12 protein-coding genes and 1 pseudogene are annotated in these 25,600 nt (G+C 56.6%); 11 read left to right on the top strand and 2 right to left on the bottom strand.

The features are described 5' to 3' along the window. Positions 1 to 53 precede the first annotated feature (53 nt). Positions 54 to 1,637, top strand: a complete 1,584-nt coding sequence (locus ACFSR7_RS08995) for a type 2 periplasmic-binding domain-containing protein (RefSeq protein WP_378160698.1) — start codon at positions 54 to 56, stop codon at positions 1,635 to 1,637. 79 nt (positions 1,638 to 1,716) lie between these two features. Next, positions 1,717 to 4,413: a glycosylhydrolase-like jelly roll fold domain-containing protein gene (locus ACFSR7_RS09000; protein ID WP_378160700.1), complete on the top strand. Its 2,697-nt coding sequence runs from the start codon at positions 1,717 to 1,719 to the stop codon at positions 4,411 to 4,413. A gap of 22 nt (positions 4,414 to 4,435) precedes the next feature. On the opposite strand, the gene ACFSR7_RS09005 is transcribed toward ACFSR7_RS09000, so the two are convergent. Then, positions 4,436 to 5,290: a helix-turn-helix transcriptional regulator gene (locus tag ACFSR7_RS09005; RefSeq protein WP_378160702.1), complete on the bottom strand. Its 855-nt coding sequence runs from the start codon at positions 5,288 to 5,290 to the stop codon at positions 4,436 to 4,438. Positions 5,291 to 5,468: 178 nt separating this feature from the next. Here ACFSR7_RS09005 and ACFSR7_RS09010 point away from each other — a divergent pair, with 178 nt between their 5' ends. Beyond that, on the top strand, positions 5,469 to 7,529 hold the full coding sequence (locus tag ACFSR7_RS09010) for a beta-galactosidase (protein WP_378160704.1): 2,061 nt from the start codon (positions 5,469 to 5,471) through the stop codon (positions 7,527 to 7,529). Between the two features lie 710 nt (positions 7,530 to 8,239). On the opposite strand, the gene ACFSR7_RS09015 is transcribed toward ACFSR7_RS09010, so the two are convergent. Then, positions 8,240 to 8,659, bottom strand: a complete 420-nt coding sequence (locus tag ACFSR7_RS09015; protein WP_378160706.1) for a DUF4395 domain-containing protein — start codon at positions 8,657 to 8,659, stop codon at positions 8,240 to 8,242. A gap of 505 nt (positions 8,660 to 9,164) precedes the next feature. Here ACFSR7_RS09015 and ACFSR7_RS09020 point away from each other — a divergent pair. The 8 genes and pseudogenes from ACFSR7_RS09020 to ACFSR7_RS09055 all read left to right on the top strand — a co-directional run. Continuing rightward, positions 9,165 to 9,716, top strand: a pseudogene (locus tag ACFSR7_RS09020) (GLUG motif-containing protein); the annotation flags it as partial. 138 nt (positions 9,717 to 9,854) lie between these two features. Further along, positions 9,855 to 13,262, top strand: coding sequence for an immunoglobulin-like domain-containing protein (locus ACFSR7_RS09025; protein ID WP_378161159.1), 3,408 nt, complete (start codon positions 9,855 to 9,857; stop codon positions 13,260 to 13,262). A 226-nt stretch (positions 13,263 to 13,488) separates the two neighbouring features. Next, positions 13,489 to 15,726, top strand: coding sequence for a helix-turn-helix domain-containing protein (locus ACFSR7_RS09030; protein ID WP_378160708.1), 2,238 nt, complete (start codon positions 13,489 to 13,491; stop codon positions 15,724 to 15,726). A gap of 492 nt (positions 15,727 to 16,218) precedes the next feature. Beyond that, entirely contained in the window at positions 16,219 to 17,130 is a 912-nt protein-coding gene (locus ACFSR7_RS09035) for an ABC transporter permease (protein ID WP_378160710.1), read from the top strand. Between the two features lie 16 nt (positions 17,131 to 17,146). Then, complete coding sequence (locus ACFSR7_RS09040; RefSeq protein ID WP_378160712.1) at positions 17,147 to 18,037, top strand: carbohydrate ABC transporter permease; 891 nt, start codon at positions 17,147 to 17,149, stop codon at positions 18,035 to 18,037. A gap of 61 nt (positions 18,038 to 18,098) precedes the next feature. After that, positions 18,099 to 19,634, top strand: coding sequence for an extracellular solute-binding protein (locus tag ACFSR7_RS09045; RefSeq protein WP_378160714.1), 1,536 nt, complete (start codon positions 18,099 to 18,101; stop codon positions 19,632 to 19,634). 13 nt (positions 19,635 to 19,647) lie between these two features. Then, the gene (locus ACFSR7_RS09050; protein ID WP_378160717.1) at positions 19,648 to 20,694 is read left to right on the top strand and encodes a glycoside hydrolase family 130 protein; all 1,047 of its coding nucleotides are present in this window, start codon (positions 19,648 to 19,650) and stop codon (positions 20,692 to 20,694) included. Between the two features lie 101 nt (positions 20,695 to 20,795). Further along, positions 20,796 to 25,367 carry a polysaccharide lyase family 8 super-sandwich domain-containing protein gene (locus ACFSR7_RS09055; protein WP_378160719.1) on the top strand — a complete coding sequence of 1,524 codons (4,572 nt, stop codon included), beginning with the start codon at positions 20,796 to 20,798 and terminating at the stop codon, positions 25,365 to 25,367. The last annotated feature ends 233 nt before the right edge of the window (positions 25,368 to 25,600 follow it).

The raw sequence follows: 25,600 nt of genomic DNA on the forward strand, positions 1-25,600 counted from the left end.
GGCTAATCGCCTAAACATATTATTTCCGCATTCATTTTAAGGGGGAGCAACGCATGAAGAAGAAAAAGATGGGGCTGCTGACGGCGGCCGCGCTGCTGGCGGTCGTCACTGCAACCGGTTGCAGCGGAAGTTCCAATTCCGCCGAGGGAACTTCTTCTCCAGCCGCGCAGAGTCAAGCCGGCAGCGACGCGGAGATCGTCGATATCGAAGTATGGGGGACGAACATCGGCTACAAGCCGGTCGACAAAGGCAGCAAGCTGTACGAGCTGTACAAGGAGAAGCTTGGCGTCGGCGTCATTAATCCGTACGTGGAATGGAACGGCGGCACCAACTACCTGAACCAGCTGAACCTGAAGATCGCCGCGAACGAGATGCCGGATCTGTTCACGCCGCAGCAGGGTATCGAGGACAGCCTGGCCAAAAATGGCGCGATTGCCGATTTGACCGACTTGCTGCCGAAGTACGCACCGAACGTCCTTGCCGTCATTCCGGAGGAAATGTGGGATATCGTCAAGGCGAACGATCCGACCGGCCAGGGGCGGATCTACTACATCCCCGGCTCGGTCGATTACGGCAGGTACGCCGGCATGATCCGCCAGGATTGGCTCGACAAGGTGGGTCTCTCGATGCCGACGACCCAGGACGAATACGTGAAGGTGCTCGAGGCGTTCAGGGACAAGGACCCGAACGGCAACGGGCAGAAGGACGAGCTGCCGACGGGCGGCCGTCAGGAAGCGCGGTGGATGGACCATCTGTTCGCGATGTACGGCGTCGCGATGTTCGAAGGCTATCCGGACTGGGATCTGTACGACGGCCAGCTGACGTACGCCGCGGTGACGCCGAACATGAAGGCCGCGCTGGCGTTCATCGCCAAGCTGTACAAGGACGGCCTGATGGATCCGGAAACGCTGCTGAACGACAAAGCCAAGTGGGACGGCAAGATTACGTCGAACAAGGCAGGCAACTACTTCCACTGGGTCGAGCAGTTGAATCTCAACCTGGAAAATCTGCAGAAGAACACGGGCGTGAAGGCGCAATTTTCCGTACTCCCAGTTCCTAAGGTTGAAGGCTACGACGGCTTCTACACGTGGAAGCGCGTCGGTCCGCCGCAATGGGTCGTGAAAAACAACAAGGACGAGAAGAAGCTGATGGCGACCTTGAAGCTGCTGAACAACATGTACGACAAGAAAAACTGGAAGGACCTGTATCTCGGCGTGGAAGGCATGCACTATACGATGAAGGACGGCCAAGCCGTCAAGCTGCCGGACGACAAGAGCACCCAGGAAAATCAAATCCTGAACCCGTACTCCAGCTCGGCTACGCTTGCGTTCACGACCGATCTGTTCAACAGCACCGCGTCCGAAGACAGCAAGTGGATCGCCGATCAGGTAACGGCAAACATGCAGGAAGCGCAAAAATACGCCAAGGTTATCGCCGGCGACGGTATGCCGGCCAGCGTCTACGAGGGCTATGCGGATATCAACAACCGCACGCTGTTCATCGAGTATGCCAGCAAGATCATTCTCGGCAAATATCCGATCGACAAGTTCGACGAGTTCGTGGACAAGTGGAACAAGGCCGGCGGCGAAGAAGTGACGAAGCGCGCGAGAGCGTGGTACGAGAAAGTGAAGAAATAATTCGTTTGCAGGTGATCCTGATCCGCCCGGCTCGAAGACGGGCGGATTTTTTTAATGAAGCGAAGCAGGGGGTTGTGACATGAGCGATCGACTTCGGGAAGTGCTCGAGGGCAAAGGGCAAAATTACATTCTACCGTTTCTGTGGCAGCACGGGGAGGCAGAGCGGGCGATCCGGGAAGAGATGGCCCGCGTCCATGAAGCCGGTATCGGGGCGGTGTGCATCGAGTCTCGTCCGCACCCCGATTTTCTCGGTCCGAAGTGGTGGACGGATATGGATATCGTGATGGACGAAGCCCGCAAGCGCGGCATGAAGGTATGGCTGCTCGACGACGACCACTTTCCGACGGGCCATGCAGTAGGGAAGGTCAAGGAGGCGCCGGAGGCGCTGCGTCGCGTATTTCTCGGCGAACGCCACGTCGATGTCGTCGGCCCCGCCCGCGGCGCGTCATTACTGCTGGATACGCTGCTTCAGAACGGGCTCCGGCCTACGATCTCGACGCCCGGGAGCGCGAACGGCCAAAACAAGCTGGTCTCCGTCGTCGCGGTCCGCCGGGATCCGGCGGGCGGCGCCTTGCTTGAAGAATACGTCGACCTCACCAACCTGGCGCAGGACGGGATCCTGTACTGGGATATTCCCGAGGGCTATTGGCGTGTCTTTATCGTATCGGAAAACAAAGACGGGGGCAGCCAGGCGCAGGCGGATTATTTAAACCCGCTGGACCCGGCTTCCGTGCGGATACTGATCGATACGGTATACGAGGCGGTTTATGCGCGGTACAAGGCGGATTTCGGGAAGACGTTCGCCGGATTTTTCTCGGACGAGCCCGGATTTTACAACGACAAGACGACGTTCGACTTCAACTCGAAGCCCGGCAAGCAAGGAGTCGTGCTTCCTTGGAGCAGCGAGCTGCCGGCGCTGCTGGCGCAGGCGCTGGGCGACGAATACCGCGAGCGGCTGCATCTCCTCTGGCACGATGCGGGAGAACGATCGCATGCTGTACGATACGCCTATATGAACACTGTCAGCAAGCTTTACGGGGAAAACTTCTGCGATCAGCTCGGCGCGTGGTGCAGCGAACGCGGCGTCGAATATATCGGGCATGTGCTGGAGGACAACAACGTGCACGCAAGGTTGGGTTCCGGGGCCGGACACTTTTTCCGCGCGCTCGGGGGACAGCATATGTCGGGCATCGACGTCGTGCTGTGGCAGATCGTTCCGGGCTTCGACGAAGTGCCTTTCCGCTGGCCGGCGGGGGAGACCGACAGCGAGTTTTTCCACTACGGCCTGGCCAAGCTCGGCGTATCGCTCGCGCATATCGATCCGAAAAAACAGGGGCGGACGATGTGCGAAGTGTTCGGCGCCTACGGCTGGGCGGAAGGGCTCAAGCTGATGAAGTGGCTCACGGATCACATGCTCGTGCGCGGCGTGAACTATTTCGTGCCGCATGCCTTTTCCCAAAAGGCGTTCCCGGATCCGGACTGCCCGCCGCATCTGTACGCGGACGGGAAAAATCCGCAGTACCGCTACTACAAAATTTTAAACGACTATACCAACCGCATCAGCCATCTCCTGTCCGGCGGCAGGCATATGGCGACCGCGGCCGTCCTGTACCACGCCGAAGCCGAGTGGTCGGGGCCGGCGATGTATTTTCACAAGCCCGTAAAAGTGCTGATGCAGCGGCAAATCGATTGCGACGTCGTACCGGCCGACGTCCTCCTGGCGGAGGCGAGCGTGCGCGAAGGCAGACTGCGCGTGCATCTGGAGGATTACGCATGCCTGATCGTACCGTATGCGGAGGCGCTGCCGGCGGCCTTGATCCGGCGTGTCGTTCAGCTCGCCGGGCAGGGCGTAGCCGTTCGTTTCGTCGACGGGCTGCCGACCCGGTCGAGCGAGGGCGATGACGTGAGTGCCGAGCTGTCTCTGCTTGCCGGACATCCGAACGTGAAGCGGGTCGCATTGGCCGAACTGGCGTCGGAGCTGATCGCGGACGGACATTACGATATCCGCGTCGACTCGTACGAGCCGTATCTCCGTAGCTATCGTTATGTACATGAAGGCTTGGAAGTCTTCATGTTTTTTAACGAGCATCCGAATCGGACGATTCGCAACAGGGTTGCGCTGCCGGTCGACGGCGACGTTTATGCCTATGATGCGTTCTTGAACCGGTTAACCCGATTAAGCGTCGATGGAATTAATGGAGTTAACGGCGGGAAAGGAGCTTCGGTTGAGATCGTCCTCGAACCGTACGAATCCGTCCTCGTGCTCAACGGCTCCGGTCTTGAGGCGCATTCAGCAATTCCGAGACTTTCCGAAGGTTCGGCAGGTTCGGCAAAAACCGCCATTGAGCTGCGCGGCGAATGGAACGTTTCCGTTGCCGATGCCGAGCGATACCCCCATTTTACGGGGTGGGGTACGCTGACCGAGCTGAAGAATATGAGCGGGCCGGAGGCTTTGCCGCGATTTTCGGGCACGATCCGCTATGAAACGGAATTCGTATGGAGCGAGCCCGGGGCCGACGAGGCGATCCAACTTGATTTGGGCGAGGCGTACGAGACGGCGGAGGCGTGGCTCAACGGCGAACGGGCCGGCGTCCGAATCTGCCCCCCGTACCGGATCGATGCGACAGGTCTGCTCAAAGTCGGCAAAAACCGGCTAGTCATCGAGGTCACGAATACGCTGGCCAAGGAGCAGCGGGACTTCCTGTCCGCCTTTGCGCAGCAGGAGCCGAGCGGGCTGCTCGGGCCGGTTCGATTGATCAGATTGGCGCGTGGTTGAAAGGATGCGTTCTGCCCGGCGCTTAATCGGTGCGGGGCAAATGCAGGCTTCGAAACTGGAGCGGGGTCATGCCTTCCGCGCGCCGGAAGCACGAGCTGAAATAGCTCGCCTGCGAGAAGCCCGTCTCCAGCGCGATCTGTTTGACGGACAACTGCGTGGACGCCAGCAGGCGCTTCGCGTGAATCAGCCTGGATTCGAGCAGGAAGTCGGGAAACGATTTTCCGAAAGTCGCGCTGAACTTGCGGCTGAAATGGTGAGCGCTGTAGCCGGCCAGCGCCGCCGCCTGTTCGATCGTAAAAGGCTCGCGGCTGTGTGCCCGCACATAATTGGCTGCCGTCCGAATCCGGTCGGCGGCGGAGCTGGCGGGCACGTTCAACCGCGATGACGTTTCCTGCAATCTGGCCAGCAGCTCGTAAAGCGTTCCCGCCATGCTGTATTCGTCGTCGATCTGGTAGGACCGCCCCAGCCCCAGCAATCGATCGAGCAGCGCTTCTAAGGGAGGGAGGTCCGACAGGGCGAATAGCCACGGTCCGTCGAGCCCCTTCCCGTCGAGCAGCTCCTCGAGGCGTTCGCCGAAGAAATGCACCCATCTGATATGCCACGGTTCGCCGGCATCGGAGCGGTACACCTGCCTGAGGCCGGGGCCGTACAGGAACCCTTGTCCCCGCGTCAGCTCGTAGCGCTGTCCGTCCGCCTCAAGAAATCCTTTCCCGTCCAGCACGATATGCAAATTGTAGAGGCGGTCCATACGGCTTTCCTTGGTCTGGTATTCGCGGTTCACGGCATGCTCCGGAAAATGGCTGTAGCCGCCGATAAAATCCGGAAAGCAAACATGCCTGGGAAACAAGGGCTTCGGCAGGAAAATATGCTCGCGCATGGGAGAGCCTCCATCCACGGAATTTTAAAGTTCGACGATAAGATTACGGCAAAATCAGTCAGTTGTCGTTGACCCGATAACAACATTTTAATAGAAGTCGCATGTATTTGTCATATGAGCGCGGCCGCGACTCCTCTAAAATGAAGGTATCGATAAGCGAGGGGAGCCGAAGAAAGCGATGGCAAAATCGATCCGAATGGACGAGCTGCGGCTGGGCGTCTGCTATTACCCGGAGCATTGGCCGGAGGAACTGTGGGAAGACGATTTCCGGCGTATGCGGGAGATGAACATTACGGTCGTGCGGCTGGCGGAGTTCGCATGGGCCCTGCTTGAACCGGAAGAAGGGCGCTTCGACTTCTCCTTCTTTGATCGTGTCTTGGACTTGGCGCACGCGAACGGCATCCAGGTTATTCTGGGCACGCCGACCGCGACGCCGCCCGCCTGGCTGACGCACAAGTATCCCGAGGTGTTGAACGCGAGCGTGGACGGCGTTCTATATCGGCACGGCATGCGGCGGCACTACAATTATAGCAGCCCGCTCTACAGGCAATTGTGCGAGCGCGTCGTGCGCAACATGGTGGAGGCGTACAAGGACCATCCTGCGGTCATCGGCTGGCAGATCGACAACGAGTTGAACTGCGAGACCAACGTTTTCTATGCGGAAGCCGATCATACCGCGTTCCGCGAGTGGCTGAAGCGGCGTTACGGCTCGCTGGACGCCTTGAACAAAGCGTGGGGCACCGTCTTTTGGAGTCAGACCTACACGGATTGGGAGCAGGTTCATCTCACGCGGCCAATGGTCAATCCCTCGCCGAATCCGCATCTGGCGCTGGACGAGAAGCGATTCATCTCCGACAATACGATCTCGTTCGCGAAGCTGCAGGCCGATATCGTCCGCGAGCTTGCGCCGCAGCACTGGGTGACGACGAACGGCACGTTCGGCCACCTGGACAATCATGAGCTGACGGAGCGGCTGCTCGATTTCTTTTCGTACGATTCGTACCCGCAATTCTCGACGATCTTCCCGGGGGAAGACGAGAATCCGCTTCGCGACCGCGGTTGGAGCATGAGCCTGTCCAATGTCCGGTCGATCTCGCCCAACTTCTGCGTCATGGAGCAGCAATCCGGGCCGGGCGGGTGGGTGAACCGGATCGGTATGGGCACGCCCCGGCCGGGACAGATCCGGCTGTGGTCTTATCAGTCCGTCCTGCACGGCACCGACCTGCTCGTCTACTTCCGCTGGCGGACGGCTACGTTCGGCACCGAGATGTACTGGCACGGGATTAACGACTATCATAACCAACCTAATCGCAGAGTGCGCGAGGTCGCGCAGGTTGGCGACGAGTTCCGGAAAATCGGCGCCGCCGTCGCAGGTACGATTTATCAGGCGGAAGTGGCGATTTTGCAGGATTACGACAATACATGGGACGGGGAGCTGGACGAGTGGCATGGTCCGCTGCGGTGGCGGAGCATGGGGGCGTGGTACAAGCAGCTGCAGTACCGTCATATTCCGACGGATGTGATCACGCTGCGCCCCGCGACCTCGCTGGCGGAATTGGCCAAATACAAGGTGATCGTGTATCCGCATCCGGCAATTATGAGCGACGAGACGGCGGCGCTGCTTACGCAGTACGCCCGGCAGGGCGGACAGCTCTTTTTCGGCGCTCGCACCGGCTACAAGAACTTGGACGGACACTGCTATATGCGGCCATTCCCGGGTCCTGTGGCCGAGCTGTGCGGGATTAACGTCGAAGACTTCACGTTAATTAAGGGCACGGTACCGGCTGCGCAAGTGCAATGGAAGGACGGCCGCTTGCCTGCGGGTACGAAGGCGGAAGGCTTCAACGAGGTGCTGCGCGTCGAAGATCCGGACACCGAGGTTGTAGCGGCGTACGCCAGCGAATATTACGCAGGGACGCCTGCGCTGACGAAGCGCGCGGCAGGCAAGGGGCATACCTGGTACTACGGGGCGGCTTACAGCGAGCCGGTCGTCGATGCGCTGATCGACACGCTTGGACTGGCGTCTCCGGTGTCCGATCTGCTGGATGCGCCGGCCGAAGTGGAGCTTGGCATTCGGTCTGCGTGCGACAGGAGCTACCTCTTCCTGCTGAACTACGCCGACCGGCCCGCGGCGATTCGCTTCAAGCAGGCCGCAAGCGAGCTGTTGACGGGAGAGCGGATGGATGGCGAGCGGGAGCTGCCGGCGTATGGCGTCATGGTATTGGCGCTTGAGGCTTGATTTTGAGTAAGAGATGGACGTAAAAAGATCGCCGATTCCCCTGCGCTTATGGCATGGGGGGACGGCGGTCTTTTTAGGATGATCATTCTGGAGGATTATTGAGGAAGAACATTGAGGAAGAACATTGAGGAAGATTATTTAGGAAGATCCGAGTATAATATCGGCGGCGATTTGGACAGGCAAGCGCGCGATCGGCGTACCGAAGCTATTCGGATGAAGGACGGGCAGTCAGTCGGCAGGCAGGCGGTAGTGAGGCAGTCAGTCGGCAGTCAGTCGGCAGTCAGTCGGCAGGCAGGCGGTAGTGAGGCAGTCAGTCGGCAGTCAGCAGTCAGCAGTCGGCAGTCAATCAGTTTCAGTCAGTCAGTCCGCACTCAGGCAGACAGGCAGGCGGATCAAAAAGCCTGCATTTGCACATGTATTTTCTGTTGACCAACGGCACCAGATGAAATACCTGCAAATGTGCAGGTAAATGCAACGCACAGGCGGGAAATCCGGCTGATGGAGGAAAATAGATGCACATTTGCATCTTTTCTAACCAAAAGGGTCGAAATCGGCAAAAATAGATGTATATTTGCAGGCATTGCGGCGAAGGAACGGCGCGGGCAATGACAGGCCGATCAATGAGCCTTTTCGGCTAACAATCGGCCTTTTCGACTACCGACGGTCTTTTCGACTCACGATCGGCTTATTCGACTACGTGCCTTTTCGGCTTACGAATGACGGATCCGCCTTCTCGCGAGCAATTGCTTGTACTGAAAGTAAACCGTGCAGCCGATGCAGTAGCCGAGCAGGGCGGCTCCGGCGGCGGCCAGCAGCATGACGGCGAAAGCATACCCGGCGATGGTCCAGCCTAGCGAGAAGCTGAGGACGGCCAAGCTCAGGAAGATGACCGCAAGCGTATTGTTGAAGCGGGCCAGCTCCAGCGCTTGCGTTTCTTTGCCTGCCGTCTTCAGCCAAGGCTTCGCGATTCGTACAAACAGGTTATACTTTCCGCCCGTCGCAAGGCCGACGACCTCGATCAGCCACAGAATGGCCAGCAGCCACAAGGGTGCGAAGAAAAAAGACAAGACGGCAAACAGGACGATGCCGGTCTGATTGGACTTAATATAAGGCATGGGGACTTCCTTCATTCAATCGCCTCCTGCGTAAACTCTTAATTCCAAGTTAGACCATTGGAAAACATAAGTCAATCCGGAACTTTAAGCGAAAGACATCCCGTAATCCTTCGTTCTCCCGCAAAAGTCATTCTCCAGCAGGAAGTCTTTCAGTATATGTTAAGTACTGCTTGTTATCATTAACTAGATATTTCTTTGTGCACAGTTTGACCTTTATTGACATTTAATTGCAAGAGGGGGGATTCTTAGCCTTCATAACCTTAAATAGTAAAAACCAATAGGACGCGGCAGAAGAAAGCAACATTGACAGAGGGGCGCCCCAAAATTTTTATAAATAAGGAAAGAAGGGAAGAAAAACATGTTGCGCAGATTTTCGCTTGGACTGTTATTACTAATGCTTTTTTCTACCATTCAACCGTTTTTCTATAATCACACGGCCCATGCGGCGGGCACACCTATGATGGGGGCGGGAACCGCAACAAATCCCTATATCGTCACGGATGCCGATCAACTCAATAGCATGAGGGATAAGCCTGGTTCTTCTTATAAGCTTGGCAACGATATCGATTTGAGCAGTTATTCGAATTGGGACCCGATCGGCAATTCGTCTGTTAATTTTACAGGCCGTTTGGACGGAGCCGGGCATACGGTTTCAGGCTTGACCATTAATCTTCCGGATGTCACGAATGTGGGATTATTCGGCTTTTTGGGCAGTAACGCTAAGGTCGATAATGTCAAACTGGTTAATGTGAATGTAATAGGGAATGGCACTGTCGGCGGCTTAATAGGCAGAAATTATGGCAGCATCAGCTATATCTCTGTAAGTGGGCAAGTTGGAGGCGTTAACTATATTGGCGGAATCGTAGGAGATAACTATGGGAAAATTCTTAAAAGTTTTTCAAGTGTCACCGTAACGGGCAGTAGCTCCTATGTCGGCGGAATAAGCGGATATGGCAATACAAATGCCACCATCGAAAATAGCTACTCTACCGGAGCAGTAACTGGCGGTGCAAGCGTTGGCGGAATTATCGGAAGGCATTTCCGGGGAATCGTTACGAACAGTTATGCTACGGGCAAGGTGACCGGCACCTCCGTGACCGGGGGGATCATTGGCGATAACTCCTCGGGAACCATCACTTCCAGTTTTTACGACAAGACCACCACTGCACAATCGGATATAGGAAAAGGCGATTCCAAAACGACCGTTGAAATGAAGACAAAAGCTACATTTACCGGTGCGGGATGGGACTTCGATACAGTCTGGGCGATGAACGACGGACAATATCCGACACTTCAACCGCCTGTGACAGATGACGATGCTGTAGCGGGTGCCAAAACGGCGCTGGCTATCGGCTATGCGAGCGGCGACAGCGCAGCGAGCGTTACGCAGAATCTAACGCTTGCGAGTTCGGGAACAAACGACACCACCATTACTTGGTCCTCTAATACCTTGACGACGATCGCCAATAACGGTTCGGTCACTCGTCCGTCGTATACGATCGGAGATCGAATCGTCACGCTTACGGCGACGATCAAGAAAGGCAGTGCGACCGACGCCAAAGCGTTTACCGTTACGGTAAAAGCATTGCCGGAAACGGATGCGGAGGCTGTCGCGAGTGCGAAAACGGCGCTGGCCATCGGCTACGTAAGCGGCGATAGCGCAACAAGCGTCACCCAGGATCTGACGCTTCCGGGTGCAGGAGCAAGCGACACGACGATTACTTGGTCCTCTAATGTTTCGGCCGCGATTGCCAGCGATGGTTCCGTTACGCGTCCATCCTTTACAGTCGGAGACAAGGCCGTCACGCTTACGGCGACGATTATGAAGGGCAGCGCGAGCGATACCAGGCTGTTCACGTTAACGGTAAAGGCATTGCCTGAATCCGACGCGGAGGCTGTAGCGAATGCCAAAACCGCGCTGGAAATCGGCTACGCAAGCGGCGACAGCGCAACGAGCGTCACGCAAGACCTGACGCTTGCGGCTGCAGGAGCAAGCGGCACTACGATTACGTGGTCTTCGGATGTGCTTGCTGTGATCGCCAACGACGGCACCGTCACGCGCCTGTCCTTTACGGCTGGCGACCAGACGGTCACGCTCACGGCGACGATTAAGAAAGGCAGCATTACCGACACCAAACCGTTCACCGTCACGATGAAGGCCCTGCCGGAAAGCGATGCCGAAGCTGTCGCGAGCGCAAAAACTGCGCTGGAAATCGGCTACGCAAGCGGCGACAGCGCAGCGAGCGTCACGCAAAACCTGGCACTTGCAGCGACAGGGGCAAGCAATACGACGATCACTTGGTTCTCGGATGTGCTTGCTTCTATTGCCAATGACGGCACCGTCATCCGCCCATCCTTCACGGCTGGAGACAAGATCGTCACGCTCACGGCAACGATTAAGAAAGGCAGCATTACCGACACCAAACCGTTCACCGTCACGGTGAAGGCATTGCCTGAATCCGACGCGGAGGCCGTCGCGAGCGCCAAAGCCGCGCTGGAAATCGGCTACGCAAGCGGCGACAGCGCAGCGAGCGTCACGCAAAGCCTGACGCTTGCAGTGACAGGAGCAAGCAATACGACGATTACGTGGTCCTCGGACGCCCTGACCACAATCGCCAACGACGGCACGGTCACCCGCCCATCCTACACGGCCGGAGACCAAACCGTCACGCTCACGGCGATAATCACGAAGGGGAGCGCAACCGACAGCATACCGTTCACGGTTACGGTGAAAGCACTCGGTTTCGTAGCGCCGAATAACAGCACCCTGAATCCAACCTCCGCAACTTTTGACAAGAATGCGGAAGATCCGTCTGCGGGTCATTATCAGGATGTCTCTACGACTTTGACGCTGAACGGCAACGTGCTAATCGGGATTACGCTTAACGATACAAGCGTCGCCGATACGGCCTATTCCGTAAGTTCGGACGGAACGGTTACGTTCAAAAAGAAGTACTTGTCCAAGCTCGAAACCGGCGACCATACGTTCACGTTCGATATGAGCGAGGGAACGAGCCCGACCTTTACCATTGCGATTATCGATACGGCGTCGCCGGCGACGGTAGCCGTAACCGGCGTAGCGTTGGATAAGCCGACCTTACATTTGACGGGAGGCGGCGCGGCTGAAGCGCTGAGGGCAACCGTTGCACCGTCGGATGCGACGTACAAGAATGTCATCTGGCATTCGAGTGACACAAGCGTTGCGACGGTGGAAAACGGCATCGTCACGCCGGTCGCCGCTGGCACCGCGACGATTACGGCGACGACGGCAGACGGCGGTTTTACCGCAACTAGCGTTGTAACGGTATCCAATTCTGCTCCGGTCATCACGGTACCGCCGGTAACCCCGTCCGAACCTGCAGCCAACGATATTGAAGTTCTCGTTAACGGCAAGGTAGAGAAGGCTGGAACCTTGTCGACTTCGAGCGTCAACGGCCAATCGGTCACCACCGTGACCGTGGACCCGATCAAGCTGGATCAAAGGCTCGCTGCGGAAGGAAGCAACGCCGTCGTTACCATTCCGGTCAGCGCCGGATCGGACGTGATCATTGCCGAGCTGAACGGCCAAATGGTGAAAAATATGGAGCTGAAGCAGGCGATCGTGACGATTAAGACGCCGCAAGCGACCTATACGCTGCCCGCCAGGCAGATCGACATCGATTCGATCTCCAAGCAGCTGGGGCAGACGGTTGATCTGAAAGACATTAAGATCCATATTCAAATCGCGGCTCCGACAACGGATGCCGCCAAAGTCGTGGCGGACGCGGCTTCGCAGAACGGCTTCAGCCTGATTGTCGCACCGGTTGAGTTTACCGTGCTCGGCACCTATGGCGGCAAGACGATCGAGATCAGCCGGTTCGACGCATACGTGGAACGTACGATCGCGATTCCCGACGGCGTAGATCCCAGCAAGATCAGCACGGCCGTCGTGACCGATCCGGACGGAACCGTTCGCCACGTTCCGACCAAGATTACCATGATCGACGGAAAGTATTACGCCGTTATCAACAGTCTGACCAACAGCTTGTACGCGGTCGTCTGGCATCCGGTGGCGTTCCGGGACGTCGAGAGCCACTGGGCGAAAAATGAGGTTAACGACATGGGCTCGCGGATGATCGTTAACGGCACGGGAGACGGGCTGTTCAGTCCCGACCTGAGCATGACGCGCGCGGAGTTCGCGGCGATTATCGTGCGGGCGCTCGGACTCAAAGTCGAGAGCGGTACATCGGCGTTTGCAGATGTCAGCCCTGCGGCATGGTATGCCGGCGTGGTGCAGACTGCTTACAATTACAAGCTGATTGACGGCTTCGGCGACGGTCTTTTCCACCCGCAGGAAAAGATCACCCGCGAGCAGGCCATGGCGATCATCCGGAAAGCGATGGGCTTGACCGGATTGCAAGCCAAGCTATCGCCGAATGGCTCGGATACGTTGTCGCTCAGCGCTTACGCGGATGCGGCAGCCGTATCCACCTGGGCGAAACAAGCGGTAGCCGACAGTCTGCAGGCCGGCATCGTAACCGGCCGAGCCGGCGGCAAGCTTGACCCGCAAGCGGCTATCACCCGGGCAGAGATTGCCGTCATGATTCAAAGACTGCTTCAAAAATCCGAATTGATCTAAAGTAGAACGGCCTTTGTCCCGGTAGCGAGGGATGAAGGCCGTTTTATCTTACCCGTATGTGAGCAGGGCCGGTTTTAAGAAGGATGCTTGCCCCCCGATGCTATACTAAATTTATCTGTGCGAGAAAGCCGCGCGGCCCCGGATTGTTAAAATGAGTACTTTAAGAAACCGCTTCGTACCGTTCATTATAGAGAGATGATATCCATAAGAGGGGCTCTTGGACACGATGACGAAAAAAACGCCCATGCGCAAAACGTACCTCCGCGTATTTGTCACTTCGGCTATTTTGATAACCGTTATTGTAAGCGCGTTCTCTCTTTATTTGGTACAAAGGTTCTCCCAGTCCGCACGGGAAGAGGTTCTCTCGACCATACAGAATCAGCTCAAGCAGGTACAAAAGAGCACCGAGTTTACGCTGTACAAGCTTCGTTTATACGGCATGCGCATGTTCGCGGACGAGTTGGTCCGTGAATGGTTTTCAAGCCCGAACGATCCGCAGCTTCTTGTGCGCCTGTCGAACAGTATGAAGGAATACGCAGCCTCCGAACCTTTTATACATAACATCTACTTGATGAGTGCGAGGGAGAACAGAGTATGGACGCTGCGCGAGATGATGTTCGACAACAAGGATTTTTTCGATCAGCCGCTGCTTCAGAAGGTGAGGAGCGACAGAAGCCCTTATTTTCGTTTTCATGGACATAGCGACGACAACCGGTCCTATATCTATCTGGCGATTCGCGACAACTCGATGAAAAATTCGGACGGCTATCTGGTCATGATGGTCGATAAAACCGATTTCGATCAAAACGTGCTGCAGTCCGAGATCTACAGCCAGATGCAGCTCATCGTAACGGATGACGCGGGGAACTTCATACTGGGCAACGATAACGAAGCGCTGCTGACGGCCATAAAAGAGAGCGGCGCGACGCCGGGCAGCCGATTCGATTGGAAGGTAGACGGCCGCAAGTGGTTCGTGCATACCGCGCAAATTGAGCCCGAAGGATGGCATGTCTATCAGTTTACGCCGTGGGACGTCTGGCAGTTCAAGCTGAACGAGCTGCGCAACGCCATCTTGTTGGCGGCGGGAGTCATGCTGAGCCTGACGCTCATCTTTCTCTTTTGGGTATCCCGCCGGCATTACATGCCGTTCAGCGAGCTGATCGGCTTGATTCAGCGCAATGGGGCGGAGCCGGACGGGGCCGGACGCCTTCAATCGGAGCATCAAATTCTCCGCAGCGGGATCGGCAAGCTGGTGACGCAGGTCGAGCAGATGAACCAATCGGTCAAATCCAATCAGCAAACGATTCGCGAGGATATGCTGCGGCTGTGGATTCGCAACGGGACGCTGCCGACCGCGTCGCGGCAATCGCTGATCGAGCTGACCAAGGTTGCGAACGCGAAGCAGATGGGGCTTGCGGTCGTCCGAATCGAATATTACGTTTCGTTCGAGGAGCAGTACAATTACTATTCAAGGAAGCTGCTGAAATACGCCATGGGCAACATTGCGCAAGAAACGCTGCGTGTCCGTCATGCGGAATGCGAAGCCGTAGATTTTGACGACGATCATATCGTATTGTTTTGGACAAACTCGATGTCCGGAGACGCCATCCACGGGATGCTGACCGAGATGAAGGAAAATATTAACCGGTGCTTGAACATCGCTACAGTGTGCGCATATCAATTGACTTCCGAGCAGGACTTCAATCTTCAAGTCGTCTATCGGCAGGCATTGGAGTTTTCGATGCTTAAGTTTCTGAACGGCGAAGACAAGATCTACGAAGAGTCGGACTGGAACAGGTTTCAGACGAAAACATTGGAGCCGTTCTCCGACAAGCTGATCCAACGGCTTCTGCAATCCGTAAGCAGAGGCGAGGAGCATGAGGCGTTCCTTGTATTGGAACAATTGTTTGCGCGCTTGCCGCACCTGCCCTTTGAAGAATGCAGGTATCAGTTGATTAGACTGGCTTATGAGATGAAAAAGATTTTTTTGCGAGCGGGTACGCTTCAGGATTTTGAGTCCGTATCGCGCGAGCTCGACCGCTTTGCCAGCCTGAGCGAGGTATATGCCTGGCTGAAGAAAGAAATCGGCGGCTTCAAGGAACGCAACCAAAAGCCGAGCCGCGAGGCGCGCAAAGAGGACGTCGTGGCTTCCGTGGTCGACTACGTCAGCCAGCACTTGCAGGAAGCGGTATTAACCATTGAAGAGATTGCCGAACATATCAGTCTTTCTCCGAATTATGTGCGAACGATATTCAAGGATACGTTGCAAATCTCGCTCTCGGAGTTCATCTTGAGCTTGCGGATCGAGAAGGCTAAAAAGCTGCTGCACTCGACGGAATGGCCGATTACGCAAATCATGGATTCCGCGGGCTTCCAGACGAAGAGCCACTTCTTCACGGTATTCAAGAAGGCGACAGGCAAGACGCCGATGCAATACAGATTCGAAGCGGACGATAACGGATGATGGGGGAAGGCCCAAGGAACAAATCCGGCCGGCCTTCCGCATGGGACGCCTCTGTGCTCCTAAGTAGGAACACAGAGGCCAGCGCATTGCGGCAAAAAAATGACGCGGGCGACGAGAGGCCCCCCAACGGCCGACCGCCCCAACGAACGGTCGGCCTCCCAACGGCCGGTCGACCAACGGCCGGCCCCCGAACGGCGACCCCATGGACGGCTGCCCAACGGACGGCCGCCCATCGAAACGGCTGCCGGAGGAGCCGCCGAACAGGCGTTTCGCGCGAATCCAGCTTCGGATATTCCGCCTTGTATAATCCGTCTTGTATATTCCGCCAAACCTCAAAGGACCGTCAGGGCGATCTTCCCTGCCGGTTCTTTTGCGTTTCGTTATAACGAGAACCGCACAAAACCGCGTGAAACCAACGTTTTGATAGAACGAGAACTATCCAGTACCGCGCCAGTTCCGATACGATGGGGTCACTGAAAGGAGAGGTCACGATTGAATGTTTTGCGGGAACTGCATAAAAACAAAAGCATCTATGCGATGGCGCTGCCCGGTCTGCTTTTTCTGATTGTTTTTGCCTATCTCCCCATGGTGGGGCACGTGATCGCTTTTAAGAAATTTTCCGTTTCGAAAGGGATTTGGGGGAGCGAATGGAACGGCTTCAATAACTTCAAATTTCTTTTCGGCAGCAACGACTGGATCCATGTGACGCTCAATACAATCGGGCTTAACGCGCTGTTTCTCGCCTTCGGTCTCGGTCTTGCCTTCGTTCTTTCCATCTCGCTCAACGAGATTCGTTTCCGGTTTTATAAGAAGCTTGCGCAATCCGTTATTTTTCTTCCTTACTTCGTATCCTGGCTGGTCGTCAGCCTGATGGTGTTCGGCTTGCTCAACTCGACCAACGGGATGATCAATCATGAGCTGCAGTCGCTTCACATCGGCGCGATCGATTGGTACAGCTCACCGGCCTACTGGCCGGTCATCCTGACCGTCATTTCCATCTGGAAGTTTTCCGGGTACAACTCGATTATCTTTCTGGCAGCCATCTCGGGCATCTCGGACGAACTCTATGAGAGCGCGCGAATCGACGGGGCCAATCGGCTCCAACAAATCTTTTATATTACGTTTCCGCTGCTGAGACCTACTTTAATTATATTGACGCTGCTAGCGGTCGGGCGGATCTTCTACGGAGACTTCGGCATGATCTACGGCATTGTCGGAGAAAATTCACTGCTCTATCCGACGACCGACGTCATCGATACCTTCACGTTTCGCGCGCTTCGCGGGTTGGGCGACTTCGGCATGGCTTCCTCGGTGGCACTCTACCAATCCGTCATGGGTCTGATTACGATTCTGTTGTTTAACGGACTTGTGAAAAAATACGATCCCGAATCCAGGCTTTTCTAAAAGGAGAACCCCGCAAATGCAACGACGTTCGAAAAAAAGTGTCAGCGATTGGCTCGTCAACGGTTCCGCTTATGCGATTGCGACGCTTTTCGCGCTGTTTTGCTTCATTCCGTTCTGGATGGTCCTTATCGGCTCCTTTACGGACGAGAGCAGTCTTCGGATGGAAGGCTTTAAACTGATCCCCGGCAAGCTGAGCCTGTACGCGTACGAATTCCTGCTCAAGGGCGGGCAAGTGTACAGAAGCTACCTTGTGACGATTGAAACGACCGTCATCGGCACGCTTTCCGCCGTCCTCATAAGCGCCATGTTTGCCTACGTGCTGGCGCACCGCAAGATTAAATACAAAAATATGCTGTCGTTTTTAACTTACTTTACGATGCTGTTCGGCTCGGGATTGGTCGGCTTTTACATGCTGGTCGTCAACTGGCTGCATTTGAAGGATACGCTGTGGGCGCTGATCCTCCCGTATCTCTTGAACCCGTTCAATACGTTCGTCCTGGTTTCGTTTTTCCGCACGGTGCCCTATGAACTGAATGAAGCCGCCACGGTCGACGGCTCCGGCGAATGGCGGACGTTCTTCCGCATCATACTGCCGATCACGACGCCGGTCCTCGCCACGACGACGCTCCTGTACGCCTTGCAATATTGGAACGACTGGTGGCTCGCCTTGTTGTTCGTCGACGATTATACGCTGCATCCGCTTCAAATCATGATTCGGCAGCTGATCTCCAATATGAATGCCGCGGCTTACATTCAAGGCGCGTCGGCAAGCCAGCTCCAGCAGATACCCGCATACGGGATTCAGCTGGCAACCGTCTGCGTGACGATCGGTCCGATCGTTCTGTTATACCCTTTCTTGCAGCGATACTTCGTCAAAGGGCTGACGATCGGGTCGGTCAAAGGCTAAAACGGGCTATAACCGGTATACGGTTGAGCATATAAAGAAAGATTCCAGGGAGGTAGTTGAATTGAAAAGAAAATGGATGCTGCTGGCGTGCTTGACGACGCTGACCGCTTCAGGCGTATTGGCCGGCTGCAGCAACAACGACAGCAAAGAAGCCGCGGGATCAAGCAGCGCTGCCGGGACGCAAAAAGCGGATCCGGATAAGGCGCTAAGTCCCGCTACCTTAAAGATTTATATTCCCGGAGACCGTCCCAAGGATATGGATGCCGTCATCGCCGAAGCGGAAAAGCGGATGGCCGGCACGCTGAACGTCAAGCTTAATATCACGTTCATTCCATGGTCGGATCTGGACAATAAAACCTCGCTCGCGCTCGCTTCCGGGGAAGCCGTCGACCTGATCTTCGATGCGCCCTGGCTGCACATGAACAAAATGGTCGCATCCGATACGTACGAGGACTTGGAGCCGCTGCTGCAGCAGTACGGTCAGACGATATTGGAAACCCGGCCGCAGGAAATGTGGGACGCGAACAAGTTCAACGGTCACATTTACGGCATACCGCTCGGCGTGTCTCAATACCAGATCAAAGGCTTTTACATTCGCAAAGACCTGAGAGAAAAATACGGCATGCAGCCGCTTAAAACGTTAGACGATCTCTCGCAGTACTTGTACAAGGTGAAAGAAAGCGAGCAGGGCATGAGTCCCTTGACGACGCTGGTGTCGACGGACCGCATTACCAACGCATATCCTTTCTATTTCGATTCGGCCTACGATATCAAGCAAGAAATTCCCGAGATGTATCCGTTCTTCTATAAGAAAAACAATGACGGCAAAATCTACACGATGTTCGAAAATAAGGACGCCGCCATCTGGTCGGGCATTCTGAGCATGCGGAAATGGTATCAGGACGGCATCATCAACAAGGACAATCTGGCGGTGCAGAACGAAAGAGATCTGTTCACGGCAGGCAAAACGGCGGCGATCACTTCCGCGGACGTGGGAATTCCGTCATCGATTCAGGACGCGGTCGGCAAGCTCGGCGGTTCGGCAGAATGGGTCACCTTTATGGATCCGTCCCAAAAGTACCAGACCGATTTCAAGCAATGGAACTTCATCAGCGTGCCGAAGGGCAGCAAAAATAAAGAGCGCGCCATGATGTTCTTGAACTGGGCGAACGAAAAGGAAAACTACGATTTGCTCAGCTACGGCATTGAGGGACAAAACTGGCAGTCGGTCGGCGAAGACGGCTTTAAGGCGCTTAACGGCGACTACCCGAACTTCGGCTTCGACTGGATCTGGAATCCGACTTACGAACGCTATGACGCGTCCTTGTCGCCGGATGAGCTGAAGTGGTGGAACTGGGCGAAGGATGCGGCCAACTTCACGAAATCGAAGGATTCCGGCTTTACCTTTAACCCGGAGCCGGTGCTGCAAGAGATGGCAAGGCTGAAGGCGAACTCGTTCGTATACCCGATTCTGCTCGGCACGCTCGATCCGGACAAAGCCTTTGCCGACTTCGAAGCCAAGTACGGCGCGGATCTGAAAAAGATTCAGGCGGAATATCAAAAGCAACTGGATGCTTATCTGGCGGCGCAGAAGTAAGGGAGACGCGAGGATGGCCATTAGCAGATTTACGAATAACCCAATCGTGGAAACAAGAGACGTAACGCCGCTGCATCCCGGTTTTCAGGTCGTCGGGGTGTTTAACGCGGGGGTTGCGACGATCGGCAGCGAGATTATCCTGTTGCTTCGCGTCGCGGAAATGCCGATTCAATCCGACGAGAACCATGTGCTGGTGCCCGTGCTCAGCGAGACAAGCGGAGCGTTGGAGATCATTCGCATCGCCAGGTCGGACGACCGTTACGATCTGTCCGACTCGCGGGTGATCAAGCAGCGGGGAAAATACGCGTATCTGACGTCCCTCTCTTATTTGCGGATCGCGAGAAGCACGGACGGCGTCCGCTTTAAGGTGGATGCCGGTCCGGCGATGCTGCCGGTCGGCCCGCTGGAGGCTTGGGGCATCGAAGACCCGAGGATTACCCGGATCGGCCGACAGTACTTCATCACGTACAGCGCGATATCGTCGAAGGGCGTCAGCGTGGGCGTCGCCGTGACGGAGGATTTCGTTACCTTTGCGCGGGCCGGCACGATGCTTCCCCCGGAGAACAAGGACGTTGCGATTTTCCCCGAAAAGATCGGCGGAAGCTATTATGCGCTGCATCGTCCGGTGCCGAAGGCGATCGGCTCGCCCGAGATGTGGCTTGCGCAATCTCCCGATCTCGTCCACTGGGGCCGCCATCAGTTTCTGATCGGCCTGCGGGAAGGGCAATGGGACGGCGGGAGAATCGGCGGCGGGGCCGTTCCGATCAAAACGCCCGGAGGCTGGCTGGTCCTGTATCACGGCGCGGACGTAACGGACCGTTACTGCATGGGCGCACTGCTGCTGGATCTGGAGGATCCGGCTAAGGTGCTCGCAAGATCCCGCGTGCCCGTTCTGGAGCCGGAAGCGGCTTACGAGGTGAACGGATTTTTCGGCCGGGTCGTCTTTTCGTGCGGCGCCATCTTGCTGGATCGAAAGATCCGCATGTATTACGGGGCCGCGGACGAAGTCATGGCAGGCGCGGACATCCCGTTGGAGGACATATACAACACGCTTTATTGAAGGCAGGAGGGCAGTGCAAACTGCCTTCTTGCATCCCTAATTTGGAAGGCGCTTTCAATCATGTTTGAATCAGGTTTTGTTTAACAAAGGAGGGCATGCGCATGACTGGCCAAATGCAAAGGTTCGTTAGGAAGTGGATCTGTCTTGTTCTTGTCGGTTCAATGCTATCGTCCATCTGGTTATCCGCGTCCGCATCGGCGAGCGCGCCCGGGCAGACGGATGCCGCACAAGAGATTGCCGATATGAAATTAATGAAGAAGCGGATGGTTGAATTCTACATCTCCAAAGATATCATCAATGACGGAACGAACGGCCGGGTCGAATGGACCTTCAAATCGCAGGCCGCCGCTTACTTATCCAGCCAGAAATCGGACGGCAGCTGGGCGGATGTCGATTACGCGAGCAAGCAATCCGCCGCCAACGGACGAGGCTGGCCGTCCTACCTGGCCTTGGATCGGATGCAGTCGATGGCTGCGGCGTTCGCCGATCCGAAGGATCCGAACTATCATAGCGAGACGCTGTTGAACGGCATTAAAAAGGCGCTGGACCATTGGTTCACGGTCAAGCCGACTTCGACCAACTGGTGGGAGAATACGATCGGCACCCAACTGAGGCTGGAGAAGGTCGCGCTATTATGCGAAGGTTATTTAACGGCAGCGCAGGCCTCCAATATCGTCGGTACGCTGGACAGCAGCCCGAACACCGTCGATGGCGCCAATTCGTCCTGGTACAACCAGAACTATATGTACCGCGGCGTGCTGCTTGAGGATGCTCAGATCGTCCGGAAAGCCGTGAACGCGTTTAACGTGCTGTCGACCGTGACGACGACGGTGACGGGCATCCAGTCGGACATGTCCTTTTTCCAGCATGGCAAAACCAACTATACGACGGGCTACGGAAGAAGCTTCGCCAGAGACATGTCGTTCTGGGCCTACATTACCTCAGGTACCGTCTTCTCCTATAGCGAGGCGGCGATGGACTCGTTGTCGTCCTACTTGCTCGACGGCACGCGGTATCAAGTCAGAGGCGACGTCGCCGACCTGGGCATGGGGATGAACGGGCCGGATTGGCCGGATTACAAGAGCGCGGCCCTGACCTTCTACGAAGATCCGATGGAATGGATGGAGGCCGCCAATCCGAAGCGGGCTGCGGAGTTCGCCAGCTTTTTGGACAATATCCGCAATATCGGCACGAGTACGAGCAACGGACTGGACGACAACAATATGACGCAATGGCAGACGCTTGTCTCGTCTCATATGCGCAAGGATTACGGTATTACGGTCAAGATGTCCTCCAGCACGGTGAAGGGCGGCGAATGGAGAACGATTCATCCGAGCGGGTACAACCTGCTGTACTGGACGCCGCAAGGCGCGACCGCCATTCAGCGGACCGGCGACGAATACAGGCCGGTCTACCCGTTGATGGACTGGGCGCACGTTCCCGGCACGACGGCCCCTTACGTGCTTACGAAGGACGGGAACTTCAACAATCCCAAGACATTCGTAGGCGGCGTGACCGACGAGCGGTACGGCGCCACCGCATTCGACTTTAACAAACTGAGCACAAGCGGCAAAAAAGGCTACTTCTTCTTCGACGGTGAGATGGTGGCGCTTGGCGCAGGCATCGCTTCGACGAATGCCGCCGCGATCCACACGACATTGAACCAAAGCATGGCGGCAGGCGACGTCATCGTGGACGGCCAGGCGATGGCGGAAGGAACGAAGCAGACGAACGGGAAATGGGCCTACAACGACCGGATCGGCTATGTATTTCCGAATCCGACGGATTTCCAAGTCAAGCTGGAGACGAAGACGGGCAAATGGAGCGACGTCGTCACGGGAAGCGCGACGGATCCGGTCACCAAGCCGATTTTCTCGATCTGGCTCGATCATGGCGTGAAGCCGACCAGCGCTTCCTACCAGTACATCGTTCTGCCGAACAAAAGCGCCGAGGAAGTCGGCAGCTACGCGAACGACAATCCGATCCGCATTGTGGCGAATACTGCGTCGGCCCAGGCTGTTCGGCACGATACCCTTGGCATTACGGAAATGCTGTTCTATCAACCCGGAACAGTGACGGCGAGAGACGGCTTGACGGTCGCGGTGGATAAGCCGGCTATGGTTATCGTTGACGAATCCGCGTCGCCGGTCCGCATCTCGGCCGCCAATCCCGAGACGCCGGGAATTACGGTGAACGTAACGCTGGACCGGAACGGAGAAAAATCGACGACAACCTATCGACTCGGCAAGGACATCTTCGCCGGCCGAAGCATGACGGTGAACGAGGGCGCTTCGATTGACGACAGCGGATTCGATCTCGCTTACAGCAAGGGCGCGACCGCTTCGTCCAGCAAGGGCAAGCAATTCGCATCGAACGCGACGGACTTGTACAGAACCTCTTACTGGCAATCGGACGCTTCGAACGACGAATGGCTTGTCGTAGATTTGCAGGATCAATATACGATCAATAAAGTCAGGTTAAAGTGGGAGCAGGCATACGGAAAGAGCTACAAAATCCAGGTTTCGAACGATGCGGTCGCCTGGACCGACGTCTACGCCACATCCATGGGCGACGGCGGAATTGACGACATCACGTTCGGCAAAGCCGGTGCCCGGTACGTCCGGATGCAGGGCGTACAGCAGGGGAACGGAGCGGGTTACTCGCTATCCGAGTTTAACGTCTATGAAGCGGTGGCGCCGAATCTCGCAGAGGGCAAGGCGGCAACGGTTAGTTCGACCAGAGCCGCCGACGTATCGGCCGGGAATGCGGTCGACGGCTCGCTGACGACCCGCTGGGGATCCAACTATTCCGATCAGCAGTGGATTTACGTCGATCTCGGCGCAAGTCAACCGATCGAGAAGGTCGTGCTGCATTGGGAGACCGCGTACGGCAAGGAGTACCAGATTCAGGTGTCCGACAATGCGGCAGACTGGACGACCGTATATAGCACTGCGGCCGGAGACGGCGATATCGACGAGATCGCCTTCGAACCGGTGAATGCCAGATACGTGAAGATGAACGGCTTGAAAAGAGGGAGTGCCTACGGCTACTCGCTCTGGGAATTTAAAGTGTACGGTGCCGAGACCGTAGAGAAGGTGCCCGCCAGCATCGAGCTGCAAGCGACGCCGCCTTCTGTGACGGTCGGCGAAGACGTGTCCGTCTCAGGCGTCGTGTACGACGGCGACCGTCTTCCGATTGCCGGCGTAGCCGTCGAAATATCGGCATCGCCGGGAGGCTTCGACACCGTTAGCGCGGTTACGGATGCGGACGGCCGGTTCAGCAAGGTCTATACGGCGCCGCTGACGGCAGGGGATCTGACGATCTCGGCGATCGTGCCCGCAAGTCCGTCCGTGACGGATACGCTTACCGTGTCCGTGAACCGGGCGGCGCAAGTGCCTGTGCGAATCGCGCTTCAAGCGTCGCCGGCTTCCGTGACGTTCGGAGAAGAAGCGTCCGTGACGGGCGTCGTCTACGACGGCGACGATCTTCCGGTGGCCGGCGTAGCGGTCGAGATTACGGCTGCAGCGGGGAGCGTCAAGGCCGCCACGGCGGTGACGGACGAGAACGGCGGGTTCGGCACGGTCTTTACGGCGCCGTCCGCTGCCGGGGAAGTGACGATTACGGCGGTCACGACCGCAGATCTATCCGTAAGAGGGACGACTGTCGTCTACGTAAATGAGGCCGTACAGGTGCCCGCTCGCATCGAACTGCAGGCGACGCCGGCTTCCGTGACGGCGGGGGGCGAAGCGACCGTTTCAGGCGTCGTCTACGATGGCGACGATGTTCCGGTCCCTGGCGTAGAGGTCAAGCTTGCGGCTTCGTCGGGCAGCATCAAGACCGATAGCGTGATGACGGATGTGAATGGCGGGTTCAGCGCGTTGTTCACGGCGCCGTCCGCAGCCGGAGAAATAACGATTACGGCCGTTCTGACCGCGACGCCGACCGTAACGGGGCAAGTGAAGATCTCCGTGAACGAACGCTCGGGCGGCGACAATGGCAGCAATCCAGGGACGGTGACACCTCCGGTGACGCCGCCGGTAACGCCTGAACCGCCGACCGAAAATCCGGGTACGCCGGAAATGCCGGGAACCGGCCATATCTTTGTTGATGTTGCCGGCCACTGGGCGCAGGCCAATATCCTGGAAGCGGAAAAGCAGGGAATCGTCGCCGGATATCCGGACGGCTCCTTCCGGCCCGACCGCACGGTGACCCGCGCCGAATTCGCGGTGATGCTGGCCAAGGCGCTGAAGCTGCAGAGCGAAGCGTCAGCCTTGTCCTTCAAGGACGCGGACCGGATCGGATCTTGGGCCCGGACGGCCGTTGCCCAAGCCGTAAGCATGGGGCTTATCCAGGGCGATGCCAACGATAACTTCCGTCCGGACGCGCCTATGACGAGAGCGGAAATGGCCGTCATGCTGGCGAGAGCGTTGAAGCTGGCGCCTGCCGAAGGCTCCGCCGGCTTCGCGGACGATCGCGACATCCCGGCCTGGGCCGCAGGGGCAGTAGCCGAGATAAAGAAGCTGGGCATCATGCAGGGAAAAGGCGGCAACGGCTTCTTCCCGAAAGCTGCCGCAACGAGAGCGGAGACGGTCACGGTTCTGCTGCGGATGCTGGCGGCCAAGGCGCAATCGGAGCAAGCAGATGAAGGTATAGGTATAGCACAAAGCGAATAGGTAACGTCCTCGAAAACCCTTCTCCGACGGTTCACTCGGAGAAGGGTTTTTCGGAGCTTTACGGATGTTTGGCGGGCCCAAAAAACTGCATTTGTACATGTATTTACGATCGGCTCGTGCCACTGGAGGAAATGCCTGCAAATGTGCAGGTAAATGCAAAGCGCAAGCAAAAAGTCCGACTGATGAAGGAAAATGCCTGTATATTTGCATCAATTTTGTACATAAGGGTCCGA

This window comes from Cohnella sp. GCM10020058 (assembly GCF_042683485.1).
In the GTDB taxonomy this organism is placed as follows: domain Bacteria; phylum Bacillota; class Bacilli; order Paenibacillales; family Paenibacillaceae; genus Cohnella.

Bases quoted from the DNA above. Each gene is read 5' to 3' on its own strand.
- ACFSR7_RS08995 (WP_378160698.1), top strand. From the start codon at position 54: ATGAAGAAGAAAAAGATGGGGCTGCTGACGGCGGCCGCGCTGCTGGCG.
- ACFSR7_RS09000 (WP_378160700.1), top strand. From the start codon at position 1,717: ATGAGCGATCGACTTCGGGAAGTGCTCGAGGGCAAAGGGCAAAATTAC.
- ACFSR7_RS09005 (WP_378160702.1), bottom strand. From the start codon at position 5,290: ATGCGCGAGCATATTTTCCTGCCGAAGCCCTTGTTTCCCAGGCATGTT.
- ACFSR7_RS09010 (WP_378160704.1), top strand. From the start codon at position 5,469: ATGGCAAAATCGATCCGAATGGACGAGCTGCGGCTGGGCGTCTGCTAT.
- ACFSR7_RS09015 (WP_378160706.1), bottom strand. From the start codon at position 8,659: ATGAAGGAAGTCCCCATGCCTTATATTAAGTCCAATCAGACCGGCATC.
- ACFSR7_RS09025 (WP_378161159.1), top strand. From the start codon at position 9,855: ATGAAGACAAAAGCTACATTTACCGGTGCGGGATGGGACTTCGATACA.
- ACFSR7_RS09030 (WP_378160708.1), top strand. From the start codon at position 13,489: ATGACGAAAAAAACGCCCATGCGCAAAACGTACCTCCGCGTATTTGTC.
- ACFSR7_RS09040 (WP_378160712.1), top strand. From the start codon at position 17,147: ATGCAACGACGTTCGAAAAAAAGTGTCAGCGATTGGCTCGTCAACGGT.
- ACFSR7_RS09050 (WP_378160717.1), top strand. From the start codon at position 19,648: ATGGCCATTAGCAGATTTACGAATAACCCAATCGTGGAAACAAGAGAC.
- ACFSR7_RS09055 (WP_378160719.1), top strand. From the start codon at position 20,796: ATGACTGGCCAAATGCAAAGGTTCGTTAGGAAGTGGATCTGTCTTGTT.